Below are 19,623 nucleotides of genomic sequence, written 5' to 3'. Positions count from 1 at the left end.
ATAGGACCGTCACGCCGTTCCACCAGGGCCGTTCGGCTCTTGGCTCGGACAGCGAGAGCGAAACACTGGAACGGTAGGCAACTCGACATCAGTCAGGAGGCCGCCGTGAACGAGCACGAGAACTTCTCCACGAAGGCCGAAGCACGGCGGGATGTGCCCGCCCGCCCCTGGAGCCCCGGCGAAACAGCACGGCAGGACACCCTGCTCCGCTACCTGGGTGCCGTGGCCACCGCCGCCGCCAAGCATGCAGGTACAGAAGCGCAGGCTCCGACGACTCCACCGAGTGCTACGGCCCGGCCCGCACCGCTGTCCGCCCCGCTCACGCAGTCCGAATCTGCGCCCGAACCGGGACTGCCCCTGGTGCGGGACGTGATGGACGTGCCCGCCGCCTCCCTGCGCGAGGACCTGCCGTACCGCGACATCGCCCGCTCGCTGGCGCGCGTGCACGCCGGCGCGCTCCCGGTCGTGGATGCCGAGGACCATGTGGTCGGCGTCGTCTCGGAGTCGGACCTGCTGGCCAAGGTCGCCTTCGAGGCATCAGGTCACCGGCCCGGCCCCATCGGCAGGTTGCGTGAGCGCCGGATCCACGGCAAGGCTCGTGGCGACCTGGCCGCCGACCTGATGACAAGTCCCGCGATCACTGTGCTCCCGGGCGCGACTGTTGCCGAGGCGGCCTGGCTCGCCGCGCTGTCCCGGCTGAAGCGGATGCCTGTCACCGACCGCGACGGCCGCCTGGTGGGCGTTGTGCGCCGTGATGCGCTGCTGCAGTCGCTCATCAGGGACGACGCCGGTATCCGGACGGAGGTCGAGGCAACGATCGCAGGGTGCTGCCCACCGGGGGACCGGGAAGACATGGAAGTGGCCGTGCACCACGGCGTTGTGGAGCTGACCGGGCGGATGCCCTCGGCGGCGATGGCCCGGCTGGTGGCGGAGGTCGAGGAGATCTCCGACGTAGTCGAGGTGAAGAACCTGCTCACTGCCGCCTGATTACCGGCCCTGATCCCCGGCCGTCCACAGCGGGAAGAACGATCCTCGACTTCGTGGGAGCCGTGCGGGCCGGATTCGTGCTGGTCCAAGTGGGACGCGAGGACTGCCGCCTGGACGCGGCGGTGCACGCCCAGTTTGGCCAGCAGCCGTGAGATGTGGTTCGTGAGATGTGGTTCTTGACGGTCCTCTCCGACAGATACAGCTTCCCGCCGATCTCGCGGTTGGTCGGACCGTCGCTGATCAGCGCGAGAATGTCGCGTTCTCGGGGCGAGAGGCCGGCCAGTTCCGGAGGGGGCGACGGCACCTCGGCCGGGTCGGCGCGCAGGGAGCGCGTGCATGCACCGGGGCTTCCTGGATGCCGGTCATCACGAACTCTTCCTCCGGAGGATCCCGCCTTCAACGTCGGGCGGCGGGGGGGGCGGTGGCACAGGTCTGACCGGGCACCCCACGGGCCGAACGACCCTCCCGTGCGGAGCGCTCCGGCGCAAACCGTTGCCGGTTCTCACTGGGCCAGCGAGAAATAGCTCTCCTCCTCCTGCGTGAAGTGCAGGCGAAGGACGGTGTGCAGCCCGTACAGGCAGGCACGCAGGTCGTCGAGTTGGCCGGGGGACAGGCCGCCTTCGGCGCGGGCCAGTTGCAGGTGGGTGGCGATGCGACGGGAGAGGCGTTCGATCTCGGTGTGGGCCCGGCTCATGGTGGCCGTGGCCTCCGGGCCGCCCAGAGCGGGGGCGAGGGCGGGGTACAGCTCGTGCTCCTCGGCGTACTCGTGAGGCAGCAGCCGATCGGTGAGCAGCCGGTGCGTCTCCTCGACGGCCGCCAGAGCCTGTGGGCCGGGGCGGTCGGAGAGGCGGTCGGCCGTGCTGTGCACCGCTTCGAGCACATCCTGGAGGTCGTTGTGTTCCGAGGCGAACCGTCGGATGAGCGCCTCGGCGGCGGGGGCCAGCGCCGTTCGTGTGGCCTGGTCCGTGCGCAGCGCGCGCAGGGCGTTCAGGATGACCGTCACGTCGATGGCCTCCTGGAGGAGGGCGCCGCCGACGGGTGGTAGCAGGCCGAAGGCGGCGGCGGCCATCGCGGCCAAGGACATTGCCATCCCGCCCAGAGCACTCTGCACGGCGATCCGCCGGGCCCGTACGGCGATGAACACGGCGTCGGCGAGCCGTTCCACGCGATCGGTGGTCAGCACGATGTCGGCGGCCTCCGAGGAGGCGGTCGAACCGCGGGCCCCCATAGCCACACCGATGTCCGCGGCGGCCAGCGCCGGCGCGTCGTTCACGCCGTCGCCCACCATGACGGTGACCGCGTGTTCTCGTTCGGCCCGTACGACGGCGACCTTGCCGGCCGGGTCGAGCCCCGCGCGGACGTCGTCCAGACCAAGGACGGCGCCCACCTCGGTCGCCGGCTCCGCGCGGTCGCCCGTCAGCATCAGCAGTCGCTCGACGCCCGCGGCCCGCAGGTGGCGCAGGGTGCGCGGGGCGTCGGGGCGGAGGGGATCCCGGAGCAGCACCGCACCTACCGGACATCCGTCGACGGTCAGCCAGGCGACTGCCGCGCCGTCGAGAAGCGCCCGGTTGTCCACCGCCCTCGCCCAGGCCGGGCGGCTGCCGGACGCGTCGATGCGGCCAACGGACACCCGGTGCCCGTCCACGGTGCCTGAAGCACCCCGGCCGGGCTTCTCCGTGACATCGGACGGCACCGACAGGACCAGCTTCCGCTCCTGCGCGGCGCCGACGATCGCCTCGGCCAGAACATGAGGGGAGTACTGGTCCAGCGACGCGGCCAGCCTCAGCACCTCCGCAGGCTGCCACGCCGGTGCGGCGACCACGTCCAGGACCCGAGGGCGGCCGCGGGTGAGGGTGCCGGTCTTGTCGAGCAGCAGGGTGCGGGCCCGGCCCAGGTTCTCCAGGGAGCCACCGTCGCGTATGACGACTCCCAGGCGTGAGGCGCGGGAGATCCCGGAGACGATGGCCACCGGAGCGGCCAGCAGCAGCGGACAGGGGGTGGCGACCACCAGCACCGCGACCGCTCGGACCGCCGTGCCACTGAGCAGCCATGCCATTCCCGCCACCGCGAGGGTGAGGGGAAAGAACCAGGCCGCGTACCTGTCGGCCAGCCGTACCACGGGCGCGGACTCGGCCCCGGCCTGCCTTGCCAGACGCACGATTCCGGCGTATGTACTGTCCTGCTCGGCTGCCGTGGCCCGCAGCTCGAAGGCGCCGCCGGCGTTGACCACCCCGCTGCGGACCGTGTCACCCACCACCCGTTCGACGTGCAGGGACTCGCCGGTGAGCACGGACTCGTCGAGGCTGGCCACGGCGCCCTCCACCCGCCCGTCGACCGGGACGACCTCGCCAGGGCCTACGACGAGCACGTCCCCCACGGCGACTTCGGCCAGCGGAACCGTGGCGACGCCAGCCGCTGTACGGCGGCGCGCCGAGCGGGGCGCACGCTCCAGCAGCGCACGGAGATCGTGCGAGGCCCGCCGCTGGGCTGCCGCCTCCAGGGTGCGACCGGTGGCCAACATCAGCGCGATCAGCGCACCGGCCAGGTATTCATGGACGGCGAGGGTGCCACCGAGAGCGAGAACCGCGATCAGGTCGACGCCGGCACGGCCGTGACGCAGTGCGGCGAGCACCCAGCACAGCGCCGGTAGGACCGCGGCCAAGGTGCCCAGACCCCACATGAGGTCGGCGAGGCCCTCGTCACCGGCGAGCCAGGCAGCACCCCCTGCAGTCAAGGCCGCCGCTGTGACGGCCAGAAGGGCGGGCTCCAGCCATTCCGAGGCAACGGCCACGGTTGGGGAGCGCAGCCGTGTCATGAAGGCGCAGCGGTTCATGGCCACCTCTGTCCGTCCGGCATTACTGCATGAAGCCTGATCCCCGTCCATCACATCCCGGCGCGCCGGCCCCGCGACAGGGGACGAGTGGCCCTGCCTCCAGGGCCATACCAGCCCTGTTCGCGCTATCGCGGTCGTCCGCTGCGACACGCCCCGAGCACCCTCGACATGCGATGAGGTCCCATCGGCCCCTCGCGGTTGGCGAGTGCTTTGCCGCACCATGCGCACTGCCACGTCGCCGTCGTGACGCCGCGAGGCGCGGTCATGACCGGTCGGGGGCAGTCCTGCCGACCAGGAACCGCGCGGCGTCGGACAGCGTGGTCAGCTCCGGGTAGTCCTCCTCGTCGATACGGGCTCCGGTGCGTTCGGACAAAAGTTCGATCAAGCTGAGGAAATCGAGCGAATCCAGTTCGAGTACGTCGCGGAACTTGTCGTCCGGTCGAACCAGAGTGAAGTCGGCGTCGGGGATGATCTGTGTGATCGACTCCTTGATCGCCGACAGAGCCTCCGCGTCGTTCAGGGGCCTCATCTGACTCACAGCTCCTCGGGTTTCTGCAGCAGGCGGTCGACCGCCGTGAGGTAGCGCGCTCCCACAGCTCCGTCCGTGGCCCGGTGGTCGGCGGCCAAGGTCGCGGTCACCACCGGACGCACGCCGATCATGCCGCTCGCGGCCCAGGGCCGCTCGACGACCGTTCCGAAGCCGACCAGGGCCACCTGGGGCGGGTGTATGACCCCGAACACGGCCTCCACGCCCTGGTCGCCCAGGTTGGTGACGGTCAGGGTGGCGCCCGTCGTCTCGCTGCCGCGCAGCCGTCCGCGGCGGGCTCGTTGGACAAGGTCCTTGAGACGCACCATGAGGGCGTCGGGCGGCAGGGTGTCGGCGCGGTGGATCACCGGCGCGAGCAGTCCGCCCTGCCGGAGCGACACCGCGACGGCAAGGTTGATCTCACAAGCCGGGACGAATCCGCCGGCCGCGGCTGCAGCCGGTCACCTTGCCGAACATTTCCGCCATGATCGCCTCGGCCGGAACCCCGCGGGCGAGCGCGTGCCCGTGTTCGCGGTACGTCGACACGACCGCGTCGTCTTCCGTGAGCGCCTCGTTGACGCCGACGGCCACGGCTTCCTCGCCGATGTAGAGGTGCATGAAGCCCCGGATGCGGGCGGCGCTGTACAGCTCCACGCAGCGCTCCTCGAACCGGCGGACACGCAGCATCGACTGCAGCAGGGCCAGCCGGTGCGCGGCAGCTTGACGGTTCGGAAGGGAGGCGGTGCGCGGTGCGCGAGGGGTGTGGGTGGCATTCATGCGGGCTGCTCTGTCCTTTGCGTTCTCTGCGCGGAGCAGGACGCCTCCAGGGTGGAGTCCTCCAGGGTGGAGATGTCGCCCTCGGGCAGTCCGAGTTCACGGGCCCGTAGCAGGCGGCGCATGACCTTGCCGCTGCGGGTGTGCGGCAGGTGCTGTTCGAAGGCGATCTCGCGGGGCGCCACGGCCGGGCCCAGCCGGCGACGGGCGAAGGCCAGCAGTTCCTGCCGCATCGTGGTGGTCGCATCGAAGCCCGGCCGCAGTGTGACGAAGGCCTTCACGATGTTCCCGGCGACGGGATCGGGGCGGCCGATGACGCCGGACTCGGCGACGGCGGGGTGCTCCATCAGGGCGCTCTCGACCTCGAACGGCCCGATGAGATGTCCTGCCGATTTGATGACGTCGTCGGCTCGCCCGACGAACCAGTACCAGCCGTCGGCATCGCGTCGTACCAGGTCGCCGGTGAGGTACCAGTCGCCGGCGAAGGCCGCCGCGGTCCGTGGCTCGTCGTGCAAGTAACCACGGAACATGGACGGCCAGCCGAGCCGGAGCGCCAGCTCACCCTCCACTCCGGGCTCTTCCAGTACGGTGACGTGCCCGTCGGCGACCTCCGCCCGGCCGTCCTCGCCGCGCCGCAGTACCGCCGCCTCCACACCGGGCAGCGGACGTCCCATCGAGCCGGGGCGGATGTCGCAGGCGGCGAAGTTGGCGATCATGATGGCTCCGGTCTCGGTCTGCCACCAGTTGTCGTGCACCGGCAGTCCGAGCACGTCCCGCCCCCACACCACCGCCTCCGGGTTGAGCGGCTCACCGACCGACGCGATGAACCGCAGCGCGCTGAGATCGAAGGAGCGGGGCAGGTCGTACGGCCCGGTCCTCGGCGTCGTGCGCATGAGCATGCGCAGGGCTGTCGGGGCCGTGTACCAGACGCTCACCCGTTGGTCTGCGAGGATCCGGTACCAACGGCGGGCGTCGTACTCGCCCTCGTCCACCACGACCGTCACGCCGTGCATGAGGGGTGCGATGACCCCGTAGGACATTCCGGTGACCCAGCCCGGATCGGCCGTGCACCAGAACACGTCGTCCTGGTGCAGGTCGAGGGCGTACAGCGCGGTCATGTAGTGGGCGACGGCCGCCTCGTGCACGTGCACCGCGCCCTTGGGGACGCCCGTCGTGCCGCTCGTGAAGTGCAGCAGGGCCATGTCGTGCGGCGAGGTCGGCGGAATCGTGAAGGTGTCGGCAGCGTCGGCCATCAGCGCGGCGAGGGACAGGGTGTCAGGCAGGTCGTCGGCCCCGTCGCCGACGATCAGTACGTGGCGAAGGGCGGCCAGGGCCTGGCGTCGTCCGGCGACCTTCCTGCGGTACAGGTCCGCCGTGGTGACCAGCACCTGCGCGTCGCCCAGCGTCAACCGCTGGAACACCGGGTCCGGCCCGAAGGCGGAGAACAGCGGGCACAGGACGCTGGTGTTCTTCAGCGTGCCGAGGACCACGGTGTACAGCTCGGGGCAGCGCCCCAGCAGCGTCACGACCCGGTCGCCGTGACCGATCCCGAGGCCGTGGAGCACGTTGGCGAACTGCGCCGTCGAGCGGGCCAGATCCCCGTAGGTCATGGAGGTCACGGAATCGTCCCGACCGACACAGCGCAACGCGACCGCAGTCGCACGGCCCGATGCCACGTGCCGGTCCACGGCCTCGTGCGCGATGTTCAGTCCCCGCCCGCCGGACAGCCCCTGCAGCCTGCTCCGCGCCGCGCGCCACGAGAAGTCCGCGCACTCCTTGTCGTAGTCGCGCAGATTGGCGGCGATGCGCGGAGGGGTGTCCTTCCGGATGGTTTCCCATGGCATGCTGACCCTCCTCACTTCGGGCCTTCTTCGATCATCCGTCCGGTCCGTTCCGTCCGCACTGGGTCGAACGGCCCCCGTCCGGCGCAGGACGGCTCCGGTCACGCCCGTGTCTTGCTGAGACGATGGCCGGACCAGCCTCTCCGAGAGGTGAACGGCCATGAGGCATCGGCTTCGGTTCACGCTGCTGGGCGTGGGCGCCATGGCCTCCCCGTGCTTTGCACCGGCCGGGTCGCCGGTCGTCTGCGGGCGTCATCGCGTCGCGTTCGACGGCGGGCCCGTGTCCCCCAGCTCCTTGTCGAGAAAGCCGCTCAGTCGGCCCAGAGCCGTGGCGGCGACGCCGGAGGTGACCAGGTCACCGGGTTCGGCCAGGACTCCGTGGGCAAGGAACAGTGAGCGTCCGGCGCGGGTGATCTCCGCGACGCGGATGGCGCCGTCGACATCGAACTCGGTGACCGGCTGTCCGGTGAGGTACTCCGGTAGGTCCGACCTCCTGGGTTGGGCCTGTGCCGGTGCCGTCGCACGAAGGCCCCAGCGCTCGGGGTGCCCCTGGCATTGGGAGAGCAGAGTAGGAGCCCGGGGCTCTCGCTGAAGCCAACCAGGCCCTCGCAGGTCCGGCCACGGCTCGTAGATTGAGACGTACGGGGCGTGTTCCCTGCGTGAAAGACCCTCGTAAGGCCTAGGCGAGGCCAGGCGGGAGCAGCGCCTGCGCCGACAACCGGCTGCTCGGACCCACCGCCGAGCCGATCCCTGCCGAGCGCTCTGTCCGAGGCGAGATCGACGAGGCACGGCCGGTCGGCCCACCTTCGTGCCCCGATGGCCCTGGAGCCGGGCGCTTTCTCATCCGAGGCTGAAGCCGAGAGCAGGACGAGTGGCACGAGCCGCACCTGTGAGAGGGAGCCAGCGATGAAGCACAGCAAGATTGGCAGCCTGATGGTGCAGGAAGTCGTCTCGGTGACTCCGCAGACCCCGTTCAAGGAGGTCGCCAAACTGCTGGCGGTGCACGGGCTAAGCGGCCTGCCGGTGGTCGATGCCGACGACAGGGTGCTCGGTGTCATCTCCGAGAGCGACCTCGTACTCCGGCAGGCGGGCGCTGAATCCAGGACGCAGGCGATGAACGCCCGGGAGCTGATGTCGCAACCCGCGATCACCGTCAAGGTCGGCGACAGCATCGCCGTGGCCGCTCGCACCATGGCACAGCATCGCGTCGAGCGTCTGCCCGTGGTCGATGGGGAAGGCCGTCTTGTGGGCATCGTGACCCGCCGCGACCTGCTGCAGGTCTTCCTCCGGCCGGACCGTGACATCCGGCGGGACATCGTCGAGGAGATCCTGGACCAGACGCTGTGGTTGTCCCCTGAGGCGGTCCAGGTGCATGTGATCGACGGGGTGGTCACCCTCGTAGGACGGCTGGAGCGGTTCAGCGACATCCCGGTCGCGGTCCGTCTGGCGCGGGAGGTTGACGGCGTGGTCGCTGTGGTCGACAGGCTGACCTACCGCATCGATGACTCCAGCTCGCGGCCTGCCCCGCAGAAGCCACCCGCTGTCGCCGGGCGCGGCGAGATGCATTGGGAAAGGTCGCCATGATCGCGTCCACGACACGGCCGAGCTCGTCCAGTCCGCCAGGTCCGGTGACACGGTGGTCGACCACGGCCGGCGCGAACTCACCGAACTCCTCGGGCTGCGCCCCTGCCGCTTCGCGTACGGCACCCTGATGGGGCATCCGCCCCGGCTGGAGCAGGACGGAAGTGTGGCGCTGGGCCGCAGACGCTGGGACGTCGACGCGGGCGGATGGCCGCAGGGCGAGATCGAACTGCGGACGTACGGCAATGGCCACTACCTCGGCCGCTTCATGCTCACGCCCGGACCGGGTCCCGTGCCCCGCTCCGGGCGCGCCTGGTCGCGGTGACCCTCGCCGGCCAGACGGGCGCGGCTCTGGACACGGCGGGGCCGCTGCGGGACGGCTGACACCCGGGGTCCGGTCCGGGCCGACGCCCGTCGTACCGGCGGATGTGCGTGGTGGGCTCACTCCAGGCCGGAGGCCCTGAAGACGGACAGCGCGGTCTCGCGGTCGACCCGCTCCGAGATGCGGCGCAGGGCGGTTTCGCCGCAGGTCAGCGATCCGCGGGCGGCGGACTCGTACGCGTCCCGTTCGAGGCCGCGCCACAGGTCGGGATTGTCCACCAGGACCTGGGGGTCGATCTCCACCCGGTTGCCGAGCATGTCCCGCAGGCGGAGACGCTGGGAGACGCCGTCCAGGCAGCGCACCGACACCAGCAGATCGGTCCGGACCCGCCGCTCCCGCAGGGGCCCGCGCGAGGCCAGCCAGCCCTCGCCGGCGGTGACCCTCTGCGGGAACAGGACCAGGAACAGGAGTACGCCGAGACCGACCCACAGACCGCCGCGGACGAACGTGAGACGGCCGGCCCCGCAGTCGATCAGCACAAGCAGCGAGAGGAACACGGCCGAGCACCGGATCGCGCTGCGCAGATCCCCGGCCCAGCGGCGGTCGTACGCCGCTCGCGCAGCGGTCGCCCCGTGCGGGGGAAGCACGTCGTCTCGAGTGCCGTCGCGGTGTCCCATGGCGCCGACGGTAGAGGCCCGCGCGGCCGGGACCCCGCACCTTTACGCGACTCTGACGGTCACTCAGCCCCATCTTGACGCCCGGTCGTCGCCAGGGTTCCGGGCAGAGGCACTCGTATTGAGCAGTGCGGGTCACACGGCCGTCAACACTGCGTCAATGTCCGTGCCCCGCGCGCGAAGAAGGCGCAAGGAGAGGTCGAAGCGGAGGGGCGGAGGGGCACAACCTGGGTGCACCCGCGCACCGCCTCCCCATGTGCGCGGGCCCTTGCATGCGTGAAGGAGCACGGATTCCATGTCTGTCCTGACCGTCGAGCCCACGGGCGCGACCCCGGCCGATGAGGAGCCGCCGGATACCGGTGAGCGTCATCGGCTCACCGCCGTCACCGGGCTCGCCGCCCTGTCACTGGACGCCATGGCGTCGGTGGCGTACGGCCCCGAGGCGATCGTCCTCGTCCTGGCCGCCGCGGGCGCGCACGGCCTCGGGTTCACACTGCCGGTGACCGTGGCCATCGCCGGGTTGCTGGCGGTGCTGGTCGCCTCGTACCGGCAGGTGATCGCCGCGTTCCCGGACGGCGGTGGTTCCTACGCCGTGGCGAGGACGCATCTGGGGGCGCGCACGAGCCTGGTGGCGGCGGCTTCCTTGGTCCTGGATTACGTGCTCAACGTGGCGGTGGCCGTCACGGCCGGTGTGGCAGCCCTGACCTCGGCCTTCCCGGAGCTATACGGCGACCGGCTGTGGCTGTGCCTTGCCGTGCTGGTGCTTGTCACGGCGGTGAACCTGCGCGGGATCGTGGAGTCGGCAAGGGCGTTCATCGTGCCGACCGTCGTCTTCGTCGGCTCGATCCTCGTGCTGATCGTGGTCGGGCTGTTCCGCTCGGCGCCCGTGAGCGTCGCCGCCGCGGAGGGTCATGCCTCCGTGCTCGCGGACAACGCCACCACCGTCGGCGCCCTGCTTCTGCTGAAGGCCTTCGCCTCCGGGTGCAGCGCGCTGACCGGTGTCGAGGCGATCGCGAACGCCGTCCCCTCCTTCCGCGTCCCACGTGCGAAGCGCGCCCAGCGCGCGGAGGTCGCGCTGGGCGCGGTACTGGGCGTGATGCTGATCGGCCTGTCGGTGCTGATCTCCCGTTTCCATCTCGAGCCGGTCGAGGGCGTCACGGTCCTCGCCCAGCTCGCGGACGCCTCCCTCGGCCACAACTGGGCCTTCTACGTCATCCAGTTCGCGACGATGATCCTGCTGGCGCTGTCGGCCAACACGTCCTTCGGCGGGCTCCCGATGCTGCTGAAGCTGCTGGCCCGGGACAACTACCTGCCGCATGTCTTCGCCCTGAAGGCCGACCGGCAGGTGCACCGGCACGGCGTGCTCGCTCTGGCCTTCGTGTCGGCGGGGCTCCTGGTGTTCTCCGGCGGTGACACGAACACGCTCGTGCCGCTCTTCGCGATCGGTGTCTTCGTCGGCTTCACCATCGCCCAGGTGGGCATGGTCCGGCACTGGTGCCTCGAAAGGGGGCCGGGCAGGCAGGGCAAGGCCCTGCTCAACGGCTTCGGCGCGGTCCTGACGGGTGTGTCGACGGTCGTCGTCACGGTGTCCAAGTTCGAGGACGGCGCCTGGCTGATCGTGATCGCGCTGCCGCTGCTGGTCGCCGCCTTCACGGCCGTGCACCGCGCCTACACCCGCATCGGGGAGCGCCTCGGCCTGGGCCGTATCCCGGAGCCGCCGCACCGCGACCGCTCCGTGGTGATCGTCCCGGTCTCCAATCTGTCCCGGCTCACCTGTGAGGCGCTGAACGCCGCCGCCTCTCTCGGCGACGAGGTGCGCGCGGTCACCGTCTGCCACCCCGACCCCGAGGACCGCGCCCACGGCCTAGCGCTGGCGCGTGCCTGGGCGGAGTGGGACCCCGGGGTGCCGCTGATCCAGCTCACCTCCGAGCGTCGCACCCTGGGCCGCCCGGTGGCCGAGTACGTGGGCGAGACGGCCGCGGCCGAGCCCGATGCCCGGGTGACCGTGCTGATCGCCGAGGTCGAGCCGGAGCGGCTGTGGCAGCGGCTGCTGCAGAACCAGCGGGGCGCGGTGGTCGCGCACGCCGTACGCCGGGACACGGACGCGGTGATCTGCCGACTGAGGTTCAGGGTCTCCTGACCCCGGCGTCATCGCCTCTTCCGGCCCCGACGACGCACGACGGCCCGCCCCTTCCCGGGGCGGGCCGTCGGCGTGTTCAGGCGGACGGGGGAGTTCGTTCCCGCAGATGGAGGGGCTAGCCGTAAGGGTTCCGTCAAAGCCGGACCCGTGGCCGTAAGGGGGGTGTCAACGGCGACCGAATCCGGCCACGAAGGCGGTTTCCTCTAATCGTCCGTTCGATTCGAACCTCTTCTAGGAGCTAGCGATGGCCGACCTGGCCTTCGTCGTCACCACGATCGCGGTGTTCGCGCTGGTGGCTCTCGTCGCCAAGGGGGTGACCAAGCTGTGACCGCTGAGAACACTGTCGGCCTGATCGTGGCCGTCGCCCTGCTCGGCTATCTCGTCCTCGCCCTGATCTTCCCGGAGAGGTTCTGAGATCATGAGTCCCGTCCTCGCCGGCATCCTCCAGCTGCTCGCTCTGATAGTGGCCCTGGGGCTTGTCTACATCCCGCTCGGCGACTACATGGCCAAGGTCTACTCCTCCGACAAGCACCTGCGTGTCGAGAAGTGGATCTACAAGGGCATCGGTGCCAACCCGAACACGGAGATGCGCTGGCCCGCGTACCTGCGCGGTGTCCTGGCCTTCTCCGCGGTCAGCGTTCTCTTCCTCTATCTGCTGCAGCGCCTCCAGGGCCATCTGCCCGGCTCGCTCGGCTTTGCCGCGATCGACCCGGACCAGGCGTTCAACACCGCCGCGTCGTTCGTGACGAACACCAACTGGCAGTCGTACTACGGCGAGCAGGCCATGGGCCACGTCGTGCAGACCGCCGGTCTGGCCGTGCAGAACTTCGTCTCCGCCGCCGTCGGCATCGCGGTGGCCGTCGCGCTCGTACGGGGCTTCTCGCGCTCCCGCACCGGTGAGCTGGGCAACTTCTGGTCGGACCTGGTGCGCGGTGTCGTGCGTATCCTGCTGCCGCTCTCGGTCGTCGCCGCGATCGTGCTGGTGGCGTGTGGTGCGATCCAGAACTTTGCCGGGATTCACTCGGTGGGCCAGTTCATGGGCGGCTCGCAGCAGTGGAACGGCGGTGCGGTCGCCTCGCAGGAGGCCATCAAGGAGGTGGGTACCAACGGTGGCGGCTACTTCAACGCCAACAGTGCGCACCCCTTCGAGAACCCCACCCCGTTTACGAACCTGTTCGAGATCTTCCTGCTGCTGGTCATTCCGTTCGCGCTGACCCGCACCTTCGGTCGCATGGTCGGCTCGATCAGGCAGGGCTACGCGATCCTCGCGACGATGGCCACGATCTGGCTCGGCTTCATCGCCCTGATGATGTGGACCGAGTTCGCCCACCACGGTCCGGCGTTCGACATCGCGGGCGGTGCGATGGAGGGCAAGGAGAACCGCTTCGGTGTCGGCGCCTCGTCGATTTTCGCGGTGTCGACCACCCTGACCTCGACGGGTGCGGTGGACTCCTTCCACTCCTCGTTCACGGGCCTCGGCGGCGGCATCACGATGCTGGGCATGCAGCTGGGTGAGATCGCGCCGGGTGGTACCGGTTCCGGCCTGTACGGCATGCTGATCATGGCGGTCATCGCGGTGTTCATCGCCGGTCTGATGGTCGGCCGTACGCCTGAGTATCTGGGCAAGAAGATCGGCACCCGCGAGATCAAGTTCGCGGCCTGCTACATCCTCATCACCCCGGCGCTGGTCCTGATCTTCACCGCGGCGGCGATGGCCCTGCCCACCCCGGGCCACTCGATGACGAACTCGGGCGCGCACGGCTTCTCCGAGATCCTGTACGCCTACACCTCGGGCGCCAACAACAACGGCTCGGCCTTCGCGGGTCTGAACGCGGACACGCAGTGGTTCAACAGCACGATCGGCATCGCGATGCTGCTGGGCCGCTTCCTGCCGATGGTGTTCGTGCTGGCACTGGCCGGCTCGCTCGCCGAGCAGAAGCCGGTCCCGGCCACCGCGGGCACCCTGCGCACCGAGAAGCCGCTGTTCACCGGCCTGTTGGTGGGCGCCATCCTGATCATCACCGGTCTGACCTACTTCCCGGCGCTCGCGCTGGGCCCGCTGGCCGAAGGGCTGGCGTCATGACCACTCGAACAGAGAAGCAAGAGGACTCGATGTCCACTGCCACCCCGGCCCGGGCACCGCACAGTGATGTGCCGACCGGCCACAAGGACGAAGGACGTGTCGGCGCGGGTCTGTTCGACCCGAAGCAGCTGCTGAAGTCGCTGCCGGACGCCTTCCGCAAACTCCACCCGCGGGTGATGGTCAAGTCCCCCGTGATGTTCGTGGTGTGGATCGGCTCCCTGCTGACCACGATCTTCTCCTTCAAGGACCCGGGCGACTGGTTCGGCTGGACCATCAGCGCCTGGCTGTGGCTGACCGTCGTCTTCGCCAACCTGGCGGAGGCGGTGGCCGAGGGCCGCGGCAAGGCGCAGGCGGACACGCTGCGCAAGGCCAAGACCGACACCGTCGCCCGCCGCCTCGTGGGCGGACGCGAGGAGCAGGTGCCCGGCACCGAGCTGCGCATCGGCGACCTGGTCGTCTGCGAGGCCGGCGACATCATCCCCGGAGACGGCGACGTCGTCGAGGGCGTCGCATCCGTCGACGAGTCCGCGATCACCGGCGAGTCCGCCCCGGTCATCCGCGAGTCCGGCGGCGACCGCTCGGCCGTCACCGGCGGCACCAAGGTCCTCTCCGACCGCATCGTCACCAAGATCACGACGAAGCCCGGCGAGACCTTCATCGACCGCATGATCGCCCTGGTCGAGGGCGCGGCCCGGCAGAAGACGCCGAACGAGATCGCGCTGAACATCCTGCTGGCGTCGCTGACGATCGTCTTCCTGCTCGCGGTGGCGACCCTGCCGCCGTTCGCGGACTACGCGGGCACGCACCTGACCATGGTCGTCCTGGTGGCCCTGCTGGTCTGCCTCATCCCGACCACCATCGGGGCCCTCCTCTCCGCGATCGGCATCGCGGGCATGGACCGGCTGGTCCAGCGCAACGTGCTGGCCATGTCGGGACGGGCAGTCGAGGCCGCCGGTGACGTCTCCACACTGCTGCTGGACAAGACCGGCACCATCACCCTCGGCAACCGTCAGGCGTCCGAGTTCGTGCCGGTGACCGGCACCACCGAGCCCGAACTGGCCGACGCCGCCCAGCTGTCGTCGCTGGCCGACGAGACCCCCGAAGGCCGCTCCATCGTCGTCCTGGCGAAGGAGAAGTACGGGCTGCGCGAACGACACCAGGGCCAGCTGGCGCACGCCGAGTGGATCGCCTTCACCGCCCAGACCCGGATGTCGGGTGTGGACGTCGACGGACGCAAGATCCGCAAGGGCGCGGCCGGTTCGGTCATCTCCTGGGTCAAGGAGCGGGACGGTGTGGTGTCCGACGACGCCGACACCCTCGCCAACCGGATCTCCGAGGCGGGCGGCACACCGCTGCTCGTGGCCGTCGAAGACGCCGACGGCGCACGGGTGCTGGGTGTCATCCACCTCAAGGACGTCGTCAAGGAGGGCATGCGGGAGCGGTTCGACGAGCTGCGCCGCATGGGCATCAAGACCGTCATGATCACGGGTGACAACCCGCTGACGGCCAAGGCGATCGCCGACGAGGCGGGCGTCGACGACTTCCTCGCGGAGGCCACTCCCGAGGACAAGATGGCCCTCATCAAGCGGGAGCAGGCGGGCGGCAAGCTCGTCGCGATGACCGGTGACGGTACGAACGACGCCCCGGCTCTCGCCCAGGCGGACGTCGGCGTGGCGATGAACACGGGTACGTCGGCCGCGAAGGAGGCCGGCAACATGGTCGACCTCGACTCCAACCCGACCAAGCTCATCGAGATCGTCGAGATCGGCAAGCAGTTGCTGATCACCCGCGGTGCGCTGACCACGTTCTCCATCGCCAACGACGTCGCGAAGTACTTCGCGATCATCCCGGCGCTGTTCGCGGCGGTCTACCCCGGCCTGGACAAGCTGAACATCATGCACCTGTCCTCGCCGGACTCCGCGATCCTGTCGGCGGTCATCTTCAACGCGCTGATCATCATCGCGCTTGTGCCGCTCTCGCTCAAGGGCGTGCAGTACCGGCCGGTGAGCGCGGACAAGATGCTGCGTCGCAACCTCGGGATCTACGGCATCGGCGGACTGATCGCCCCGTTCATCGGCATCAAGCTCATCGACCTCCTCATCTCTCTCATCCCCGGAATCGGCTGATCCCATGAACAACTCGGTATCGAACACCGCCCGGTTGCTGTGGGCCGGTCTGCGCGCGCTCCTCGTGCTGACGGTGGTGACGGGGGTGATCTACCCGCTGGCCGTCACCGGCGTGGCGCAGGCGCTCTTCAACGACAAGGCGAACGGCTCGGAGACCAAGGCGGACGGCAAGGTCGTCGGTTCGTCCCTGATCGGGCAGTCGTACAACCTGCCGCTGAAGAAGGGCCAGGAGACCCCCGAGCCCGACCTGAAGTGGTTCCAGGGCCGCCCGCAGAACGGACTGGGCACCAACAGCGTCAACACCCAGTACTCGCTGATCCTGTCCGGCGCGACGAACCGCTCCGGTGACAACAAGGACCTGATCGACTGGGTGACCGCCGCCAAGGCCGCCGTCGTGAAGGACAACTCGGTCGGCGGCTACACCGTCAAACCCTCCGACGTGCCCGCCGACGCGGTGACGTCCTCCGGCTCGGGCCTGGACCCGGACATCTCGCCCGACTACGCGGACATCCAGGTCCACCGGGTCGCGGAGAAGAACGGGCTCCCGGTCGCCAAGGTGCAGAAGCTGGTCGACGAGCACACCGACGGCCGCACCCTGGGCTTCATCGGCGAACCCCGGGTGAACGTCCTCGAGCTCAACATCGCGCTCAAGGAACTCGTGGCGAAGAGCTGATGGCTTTATGCGCACCAGGCGGGAGTCGGCGGACCGGGGGACATCCCGAGGCGTCGACTCCCGCCGCCATGAGGCCGGTTCCGCACGGTCCGGCCCTCCATACAATCAGGAAGGGCGTACCCCGATGACCCGGGTACTGGTGGTGGAGGACGATCCCCAGCTCGTCCGGGCCCTCGTGATCAACCTCCAGGCACGCCGGTACGGGGTGGACCCGGCGCCCGACGGAACCACCGCGCTCCGGCTGGCCGCCGCCCGCCACCCCGACGTGGTCCTCCTCGACCTGGGCCTGCCCGACATGGACGGCACCGACGTCATCAAGGCGCTGCGCGGCTGGACCCGCGTACCGATCCTGGTGCTGTCGGCGCGCCGCGCCTCCGACGAGAAGGTCGCCGCGCTCGACGCCGGCGCCGACGACTACATCACCAAACCGTTCAGCATGGACGAGCTCGTGGCCCGGCTGCGCGCCGCCGTCCGCCGTACCGAGGACCTGCCGCTCGCCCCCGAGACGACGCTTGTCACCACCGACCACTTCACCGTCGACCTGCGCGCCAAGAAGGCCACCCGCGCGGGCCGCGACATCCGTCTCACCCCGACCGAATGGCACCTGCTGGAGATCCTGGTCACCAACCCCGGTCGGCTCATCACGCAGAAGCAGCTGCTCCAAGAGGTCTGGGGGGTCTCGCAGAGCAGCAAGACCAACTACCTGCGCGTCTACATGGCCCAGCTGCGCCGCAAACTCGAGGCGGACCCCGCCCACCCCCGCTACCTCATCACCGAGCCCGGCATGGGCTACCGCTTCGAAGGGTGAACATGGCACGCGGCAAGCTCCGGATATACCTCGGCGCGGCACCGGGCGTCGGCAAGACCTACCCCATGCTCTGCGAGGCACACCGCCGAGTCGAGCGCGGCACGGACAGCGTGGTCGCCTTCGTCGAGCACCACCACCGGCCGCGCACCGAGGTGATGCTGCACGGCCTGGAGCAGACCCCCCGCAAGGAGCTGGAGTACCGCGGCGCCACGTTCACCGAGATGGACGTGGACGCGGGCACTCGCCCGGCGACCACAGGCGGCCCTGGTCGACGAGCTGGCCCACACCAACATCCCCGGCTCCCGCAACACCAGGCGCTGGCAGGACGTGGAGGAACTGCCGGCCGCCGGGATCGACGTGATCTCGACGGTGAACATCCAGCACCTGGAGTCGCTGGGCGACACAGTTGAGTCGATCACGGGTGTACGGCAGCAGGAGACCGTCCCGGACGAGGCGGACGGGGCTGAACAGGTCATGGGCGAGGGCGCCGATGACCGCGCCGACCGGAGCGGACACGGCCTGGCCACAGACCTCGCCCCGATCAGTCGACCGGTTCAGGGCGAGACCCCGAAGGCGCAGAGCAGCCCGCGGCTGCCGGAAGCGACTCGTCCAGAAACTCTCTTACGTACTCAAGGACTTGGTCGCGGTCCGTGCCGCGCAGGCCGATGGCCACGTGGATGGAGAAGCCGTCGAGGAGAGCGCGCAGCCGAGTCGCGAAGCGGTCGGGGTCGACGGGGCGGAACTCGCCGCACGAGATGCCCTCGGCGAGCAGCGCGACGAGGTCGCGGTGCCAGGCGCCCTCGATGGCGGCCTGGCGCTCGCGGGCGTCCGCGTCCGCGGCAGCGCTCTTCGAGCGGTTCCAGACCTCCAGCCATAGGGTCCAGTGCGGGTCGCCGTGGCCGTCGGGGACGTACAGGTCGACGTACGCGTCGAGCCGTTCGCGTGCCGGGGCCGCCCGCACGAGCAGCCGCCCACGCTCGGCACCGAGCCGCCCCTCGCTCCACTCCAGGGCGCGCAGCAGCAACTCGTCCTTGGAGCGGAAGTAGTAGAGGAGGTGGCCGCTGCTCATGCCGACCTCGAGACCGAGTGCGGCCATGGTGAGCTTCTCCAGACCGCGCTCGGCGATCATTTCCATGGCCGTGGCGAGGACCTCCTCACGGGGCGGTGCGGTGTTGCGCCGTTGGGCGGTCATGCGGCGCGCCCCTCAGACCTTCGGCTGCTGCTGCGTGATGCAGTGGATGCCTCCGCCGCCCGCGAAGATCGCGCGGGCGTCGACGAGTGTGACCGTGCGCTCGGGGAACAGCCTGCGGAAGATCCCGGCCGCGACTTCGTCACGCGGGTCGTCGAAGCCGCAGAGCACGACCCCGCCGTTGCAGAGGTAGTGGTTGATGTAGGAGTAGTCGGCCCAGTGGCCGTCGGCCTCCAGGGCCGTCGGGGCGGGAACCTCGACGACCTCCAGGCGGCGGCCCCGCGCGTCGGTCTCCGCCGTCAGCAGCCCGATGATCTCCTTCGACACCTCGTGGTCGGGGTGCGCCGGATCCGGCTGGGAGTGCGCGACGACGACTCCGGGCCGGGCGAAGGCCGCGACGATGTCGACATGGCCGAGCGTCCCGAAACCGTGCGGGGGGTAGTCGCCGGTCAGTCCGCGTGGCAGCCAGATCGCCTTGCGGGTGCCGAGCAGACTATGGATCTCGGCCTCGACCTGCTCGCGGGTCCAACCGGGGTTGCGCTCCGGTCCCAACTGCACGGTCTCCGTGAGCAGGACCGTGCCCTCGCCGTCGACGTGGATCGCGCCGCCCTCGTTGACCAGCTTCGAGGCGTACGTCCGGGCCCCTGCCAGGTCCGACACGAATGCCGCGATCTTGGCGTCGTGCTCCCAGCGGGCCCACTCCTGGGCCCCCCAGCCGTTGAACGTCCAGTCCACAGCGGCCAGTTCGCCCTTGCCGCCAGTGAGGAAAGTGGGGCCGATGTCACGCATCCAGGCGTCGTCGAGTGCACGCTCGACGGTGTCTATGCCGGGACCCAGCAGCGCCTGGGCCCGGGCGGCCTGGCCCGGTCCGCACACGACGGTGACCGGCTCGAAGCGGCGGATCGTCCGGGCGACCTCCGCCCACGCCAGGCGGGCGTCGGCGAGGTCCCCGGGGTTGTCGAAGGTGGGGTTCGGGCCCGGCCACGCCATCCAGGTGCGCTCGTGCGGGGTCCACTCGGCAGGCATGCGGAAGCCGTCGGCGGCAGCGGACATGTCCATGGGAGTC

General features: G+C 70.0%; 17 protein-coding genes and 2 pseudogenes. 10 read left to right on the top strand and 9 right to left on the bottom strand.

The features are described 5' to 3' along the window. Positions 1–105: 105 nt before the first annotated feature. Positions 106–987, top strand: coding sequence for a CBS domain-containing protein (locus tag ACIPK3_RS22625; protein WP_402572219.1), 882 nt, complete (start codon positions 106–108; stop codon positions 985–987). Between the two features lie 68 nt (positions 988–1,055). Here the strand turns inward: ACIPK3_RS22625 and ACIPK3_RS22620 are convergent. The 6 genes and pseudogenes from ACIPK3_RS22620 to acsA form a co-directional block, all read right to left on the bottom strand. Then, positions 1,056–1,321 (bottom strand): annotated as a pseudogene (locus ACIPK3_RS22620) (LuxR C-terminal-related transcriptional regulator); the annotation flags it as partial. 168 nt (positions 1,322–1,489) lie between these two features. Further along, positions 1,490–3,802 carry a heavy metal translocating P-type ATPase gene (locus ACIPK3_RS22615; protein ID WP_402572328.1) on the bottom strand — a complete coding sequence of 771 codons (2,313 nt, stop codon included), beginning with the start codon at positions 3,800–3,802 and terminating at the stop codon, positions 1,490–1,492. 280 nt (positions 3,803–4,082) lie between these two features. After that, positions 4,083–4,349, bottom strand: a complete 267-nt coding sequence (locus ACIPK3_RS22610; RefSeq protein WP_402572218.1) for an acyl carrier protein — start codon at positions 4,347–4,349, stop codon at positions 4,083–4,085. A gap of 5 nt (positions 4,350–4,354) precedes the next feature. Further along, a complete protein-coding gene (locus ACIPK3_RS22605; RefSeq protein WP_402572326.1) occupies positions 4,355–4,765 on the bottom strand; it encodes a 2-oxo acid dehydrogenase subunit E2 in 411 nt (136 codons plus the stop codon). Between the two features lies 1 nt (position 4,766). Continuing rightward, positions 4,767–5,123, bottom strand: a complete 357-nt coding sequence (locus ACIPK3_RS22600) for a thiamine pyrophosphate-dependent enzyme (RefSeq protein ID WP_402572216.1) — start codon at positions 5,121–5,123, stop codon at positions 4,767–4,769. Then, positions 5,120–6,964, bottom strand: a complete 1,845-nt coding sequence (gene acsA, locus ACIPK3_RS22595; RefSeq protein ID WP_402572214.1) for an acetate--CoA ligase — start codon at positions 6,962–6,964, stop codon at positions 5,120–5,122. The genes ACIPK3_RS22600 and acsA overlap by 4 nt, the downstream gene beginning before the upstream one ends. A gap of 903 nt (positions 6,965–7,867) precedes the next feature. Between acsA and ACIPK3_RS22590 the strand changes: the two genes are divergently transcribed. Beyond that, positions 7,868–8,545, top strand: coding sequence for a CBS domain-containing protein (locus ACIPK3_RS22590; protein WP_402572212.1), 678 nt, complete (start codon positions 7,868–7,870; stop codon positions 8,543–8,545). A 52-nt stretch (positions 8,546–8,597) separates the two neighbouring features. Beyond that, a complete protein-coding gene (locus ACIPK3_RS22585) occupies positions 8,598–8,867 on the top strand; it encodes a hypothetical protein (RefSeq protein WP_402572211.1) in 270 nt (89 codons plus the stop codon). A 116-nt stretch (positions 8,868–8,983) separates the two neighbouring features. Here the strand turns inward: ACIPK3_RS22585 and ACIPK3_RS22580 are convergent, their stop codons facing one another. Continuing rightward, positions 8,984–9,541, bottom strand: a complete 558-nt coding sequence (locus tag ACIPK3_RS22580) for a hypothetical protein (protein ID WP_402572209.1) — start codon at positions 9,539–9,541, stop codon at positions 8,984–8,986. Between the two features lie 292 nt (positions 9,542–9,833). Between ACIPK3_RS22580 and ACIPK3_RS22575 the strand changes: the two genes are divergently transcribed. The 7 genes and pseudogenes from ACIPK3_RS22575 to ACIPK3_RS22545 all read left to right on the top strand — a co-directional run. Continuing rightward, on the top strand, positions 9,834–11,678 hold the full coding sequence (locus tag ACIPK3_RS22575) for an APC family permease (protein ID WP_402572207.1): 1,845 nt from the start codon (positions 9,834–9,836) through the stop codon (positions 11,676–11,678). Between the two features lie 324 nt (positions 11,679–12,002). Continuing rightward, entirely contained in the window at positions 12,003–12,092 is a 90-nt protein-coding gene (gene kdpF, locus ACIPK3_RS22570) for a K(+)-transporting ATPase subunit F (RefSeq protein ID WP_037761677.1), read from the top strand. A 4-nt stretch (positions 12,093–12,096) separates the two neighbouring features. Beyond that, positions 12,097–13,761, top strand: coding sequence for a potassium-transporting ATPase subunit KdpA (gene kdpA / locus ACIPK3_RS22565; RefSeq protein ID WP_402572204.1), 1,665 nt, complete (start codon positions 12,097–12,099; stop codon positions 13,759–13,761). Next, positions 13,758–15,887 (top strand): potassium-transporting ATPase subunit KdpB, encoded by a 2,130-nt coding sequence (gene kdpB / locus ACIPK3_RS22560; RefSeq protein ID WP_402572202.1) that lies wholly within the window; start codon positions 13,758–13,760, stop codon positions 15,885–15,887. The genes kdpA and kdpB overlap by 4 nt, the downstream gene beginning before the upstream one ends. Positions 15,888–15,891: 4 nt before the next feature. After that, positions 15,892–16,560 carry a potassium-transporting ATPase subunit C gene (locus tag ACIPK3_RS22555; RefSeq protein ID WP_402572200.1) on the top strand — a complete coding sequence of 223 codons (669 nt, stop codon included), beginning with the start codon at positions 15,892–15,894 and terminating at the stop codon, positions 16,558–16,560. Positions 16,561–16,684: 124 nt separating this feature from the next. Next, positions 16,685–17,368 carry a response regulator gene (locus ACIPK3_RS22550; RefSeq protein WP_402572198.1) on the top strand — a complete coding sequence of 228 codons (684 nt, stop codon included), beginning with the start codon at positions 16,685–16,687 and terminating at the stop codon, positions 17,366–17,368. Positions 17,369–17,370: 2 nt separating this feature from the next. Further along, positions 17,371–17,821: pseudogene (locus tag ACIPK3_RS22545) on the top strand (histidine kinase); the annotation flags it as partial. Between the two features lie 88 nt (positions 17,822–17,909). Here ACIPK3_RS22545 and ACIPK3_RS22540 read toward each other — a convergent pair. Next, positions 17,910–18,560 (bottom strand): TetR/AcrR family transcriptional regulator, encoded by a 651-nt coding sequence (locus ACIPK3_RS22540; RefSeq protein WP_402572197.1) that lies wholly within the window; start codon positions 18,558–18,560, stop codon positions 17,910–17,912. Between the two features lie 12 nt (positions 18,561–18,572). Next, the gene (locus ACIPK3_RS22535; RefSeq protein ID WP_402572325.1) at positions 18,573–19,610 is read right to left on the bottom strand and encodes an agmatine/peptidylarginine deiminase; all 1,038 of its coding nucleotides are present in this window, start codon (positions 19,608–19,610) and stop codon (positions 18,573–18,575) included. Positions 19,611–19,623: the final 13 nt, after the last annotated feature.

The organism is Streptomyces sp. NPDC086787 (genome assembly GCF_044745865.1).
Lineage (GTDB): Bacteria > Actinomycetota > Actinomycetes > Streptomycetales > Streptomycetaceae > Streptomyces.
This window is presented reverse-complemented; position numbering and strand designations above follow the sequence as displayed.